General features: G+C 65.7%; 4 protein-coding genes. 1 reads left to right on the forward strand and 3 read right to left on the reverse strand.

What is annotated here, in order from left to right; translation table 11 throughout:
- Nucleotides 1–65 precede the first annotated feature (65 nt).
- The 3 genes from rph to Q0S71_RS26820 form a co-directional block, all read right to left on the reverse strand.
- Nucleotides 66–797 carry a ribonuclease PH gene (rph, locus tag Q0S71_RS26810; protein WP_296002659.1) on the reverse strand — a complete coding sequence of 244 codons (732 nt, stop codon included), beginning with the start codon at nucleotides 795–797 and terminating at the stop codon, nucleotides 66–68.
- 7 nt (nucleotides 798–804) lie between these two features.
- On the reverse strand, nucleotides 805–1,788 hold the full coding sequence (locus tag Q0S71_RS26815) for a PP2C family serine/threonine-protein phosphatase (protein ID WP_296002662.1): 984 nt from the start codon (nucleotides 1,786–1,788) through the stop codon (nucleotides 805–807).
- 64 nt (nucleotides 1,789–1,852) lie between these two features.
- Entirely contained in the window at nucleotides 1,853–2,848 is a 996-nt protein-coding gene (locus Q0S71_RS26820) for a serine/threonine-protein kinase (protein ID WP_296002665.1), read from the reverse strand.
- 89 nt (nucleotides 2,849–2,937) lie between these two features.
- Here Q0S71_RS26820 and Q0S71_RS26825 point away from each other — a divergent pair.
- On the forward strand, nucleotides 2,938–3,823 hold an 886-nt coding region (locus tag Q0S71_RS26825; RefSeq protein WP_296002666.1), incomplete at its 3' end, for a YicC/YloC family endoribonuclease.

Genomic DNA, 3,823 nt, shown 5'->3' on the forward strand with positions numbered 1-3,823 from the left:
GAATCCGCATGGCGAAATAGCACGCTCCGGCGAAGGAGGCGCGCCGGCCTCCCCCACCCCGTGTCCTAAGCCAGGCCCAGCGCCTGCTTTTGCAGCTTGATCAGGTCGGCGATGCCGCCCTGCGCCAGGTCCAGCAAGCGGTTCATGCCGGCGCGGTCGAAGGCCGCGCCTTCGGCCGTGCCCTGCACCTCGATGAAGTGGCCGGCGTCGTTCATCACCACGTTCATGTCGGTGTCGCAGCCGGAATCCTCGACATAGTCCAGGTCCAGCACCGGCATGCCCTGGTAGACCCCGACCGAGATCGCCGCCACGAAGCTTTTCAGCGGCATCGCCGGCACCGCGCCGCGCGCCACCAGCTTGGAGAAGGCGTCATGCGCCGCCACCATGGCGCCGGTGATGGACGCGGTGCGGGTGCCGCCGTCGGCCTGGATCACGTCGCAATCGAGGTGCAGCGTGCGCTCGCCGAAAGCCTCCAGGTCGACCGCGGCGCGCAGCGAGCGGCCGATCAGGCGCTGGATTTCCTGGGTGCGGCCGGACTGCTTGCCGCGCGCCGCCTCGCGGTCCATGCGGGTGTGGGTCGAGCGCGGCAGCATGCCGTATTCGGCCGTCAGCCAGCCCTGGCCCTTACCCTTCAAAAAGCCCGGCACCTTGTCTTCGATGCTGGCGGTGCAAATGACCTTGGTGTCGCCACATTCGATCAGCACCGAACCTTCGGCGTGTTTGGTGTAGTCGCGCGTGAGTCGGATGGCGCGCAGCGCGTCGACGGCGCGGCCGCTGGGGCGGGATACAAAAGTCATGGGATTCCTATTTCAAGATCTGGGAGGATTTTTCTATCGCATCGCGGATTTCCGCGATGGCTTTTTCGATGTCGTCTTCATTGAAGGCGTCGGCGTCGGCGCCGGCCTCGCCGGGGACCGAGGCCGGTCCCATGCGGCCGGCGCCGTGCATGGTGCTGCTGACCAGTCCTTCGGGCAGGCTTTCGGTCGAGATTTCCGTCGACAGCACCGTCGACAATTCGCCGGCGACGGTGTTTTCGCCGTCGACCACCAGGCTGCCCTGCCACATGATGGCCAGCGCCGTCGAATTGTCGCTGCCGGCGCCGCCGATGGCCAGCGCCGCCTTGAGCATGTCCGGCACGGCGCGCACGATGGTTTGCGTGCGCAGGCGGCGCGCGATGTCGGCGTCGTCGAGCATGGCCCACAGGCCGTCCGAGCATAATAACACCACGTCGCCGGGCAGCAGGCTGGCGCGGCGCGACACTTCCACCTTCGGCACGTTGAATGCGCCGAGGCAGTTATAGAGTTTGTTGCGGTCCGGGTGCGTGGCCCGCGCCGACGCCGGCACCAGCCCTTTGGCGATCAGGTTTTCCACGTGCGAGTGGTCGCGCGTGCGGCTGAGGATTTCGCCGTCGCGCAGCCAGTACAGGCGCGAGTCGCCGCAGTGGGCCCAGGTGGCCGTGTTGTGCTGGATCAGGCAGGCCACCACCGTGGTGCGCGGCGTGTCGGGCAGGTTGTTGGCGGCCTTGTAGCGGTGGATTTCGTGGTGGGCGGCGAGGAAGGCGTCCTCCAGAAAGCGCTCCGGCTTTTTCACGTAGGGCGCGGCCTGTTCCTGGAACAGCGCCGACAGCGTCTGCATCGTCAGCGTGGCGGCGATCTCGCCGTGCAGGTGGCCGCCCATGCCGTCGGCCAGCACCAGCAGCAGCGCGTCGCGCGTGAAGCTGTAGCCCATGCGGTCCTGGTTGACCTTGCGGCCGCCGAGATGGCTTTCCTGATATACGGAGAATTGCATGCGGGTCTTTCAGACTAGGTGACGGGGTGGCATGGTGACGGGTGGCGTGGCGGCGGGCAGCGCGCTACGGTTGCAGCGTGCTGGGAGCGGTCGCGGTTTTCCTGCGCACCAGGCCCAGTTTGGCCGCCAGACCGCGCCAGCCGCCCGGCTCCGGCGGCGGCTGCGGCGCGACCGCCGGCACCGCCATTTGCAGCTCGCGCTGGAGCGCGAACACGCTTTGCGGCCGCGCCAGCGGATCGAGTTCCAGACACCAGCGCACCAGCGCGATCAGCTGCGCCGAGTAGGCGCCGTCGAGCTTCTGGTAGTGGCCCGCCATCTTGTCTTCGGTCTTGCGCTGGTCGGCCGGCTGCGGCGGCGAACCGACCATGCAGGAAAACAGCGCCGCGCCGATGCTGTAGATGTCGGACCACGGACCGAGGCCGCCGCTGCGCGTGTACAGTTCCGGCGGCGCGAAGCCGGGCGTGTACATCGGCGTCAACTTGGGGATGTCGGTGTCGGCGGTCTGGCGCGCGGCGCCGAAGTCGAGCAGCATCGGCGAACCGTCGGTGCGCAGATAGATGTTGGCCGGCTTCAGGTCCAGGTGCAGCAGCTGGTTGGCGTGCACTTCGCGCAGCCCCATCAGCACCTGCGTGAAAATCTGTCGGATAAAAGCCTCACCGAGGCGGCGGCCCTTGCCGCGCTGGCGCTGGATATACTCTTGCAGCGAGTGGCCGGATTCATAGCCCATCACCATGTACACGGTCTCGTGCGCGCGGAAGAAGTTCACCACCCGCACCACGTTCGGATGGGCGATGCGCGCCAGTGCCCGCCCCTCTTCGAAGAAGCATTTGAGGCCGATGCGGAACACCGCCAGATTGGCCTTGGAAATAGTCGGCACCAGCTCGCCGTCCTGCCGCAGCGCCAGCGCGCTCGGCAAATATTCTTTGATCGCTACCGCGCTACCGTCGGCGTCATACGCCAAGTAAACAATACTGAACCCACCGGACGCAATTTTCTTTACAATGCGGTATCCAGCAAGTTCCAGTCCATCGGGTAGAGGAGCGTTGTTTTGTGCAGCCATAATGGTTCCTCGCCTTAACAAACGGATTGTGTGGATAAATCACTGTTTTGTAAAGATTAAATCGGGGACATCCATTGAGCATTTCCAGCATGACGGGCTACGCGGTGGCCACCAGTGAAAGCGCGGCGGGGACTTTGACGATCGAGATCAAGAGCGTCAATTCGCGCTTTCTCGATTTGCAGTTCCGAATAAACGACGATTTGCGCGCGCTCGAACCCGATTTGCGGGCCGCCATCATGGCCGCCATCACGCGCGGCAAAGTCGAACTGAGGCTCAGTTTCGGGCGCAAGGCCGCCACCGCCGGCAGCCAGGCGCTGAACCTGCCGCTGCTGACGGAACTGGCGCGGCTGCAGCAGGAAGTGACGCAGCACTTTGCCGGCGCGCCGGCGATGACGGTGGCCGAGCTGCTGCGCTGGCCCGGCGTCGTCGAGGAAGCCCAGATCGGCCAGGAGTCGCTGCAGGCCGACGTCGCCACGCTGACCGCGCGCACCATCGCCGCCTTCATCGTCAGCCGCCAGCGCGAGGGCGCGGCGCTGGAAACCATGCTGACCTCGCGCATCGAGGCGATGGAAGTGATCGTCAAGCGCATCACGCCGCTGATCCCGCAAGTGGTGGCGGCGTTCCAGCAAAAGGCCGTCGAGCGCATGCAGGACGCGCTGGGCCTGGCCTGCCAGGGCTCGAATTCGGCGCTGTCGCGCCAGGACGCGCTCGAGCGCATCCGCCAGGAAGTGATTTTGTACGGCATCCGCATCGACGTGGCCGAGGAGCTGGGCCGGCTGTCGGCGCACCTGTCCGAGACGCGCCACATCCTGAAAAAGGGCGGCCAGGTCGGCAAGCGGCTCGACTTCATGATGCAGGAACTGAACCGCGAAGCGAACACCCTCGGCGCCAAGGCATCGGTGAAGGAACTGGCCGACGCTTCGATGGAACTGAAGCTGCTCATCGAGCAGATGCGCGAACAAGTACAGAACCTGG

This window comes from Rugamonas sp., assembly GCF_025354735.1.
GTDB lineage: Bacteria > Pseudomonadota > Gammaproteobacteria > Burkholderiales > Burkholderiaceae_D > Rugamonas.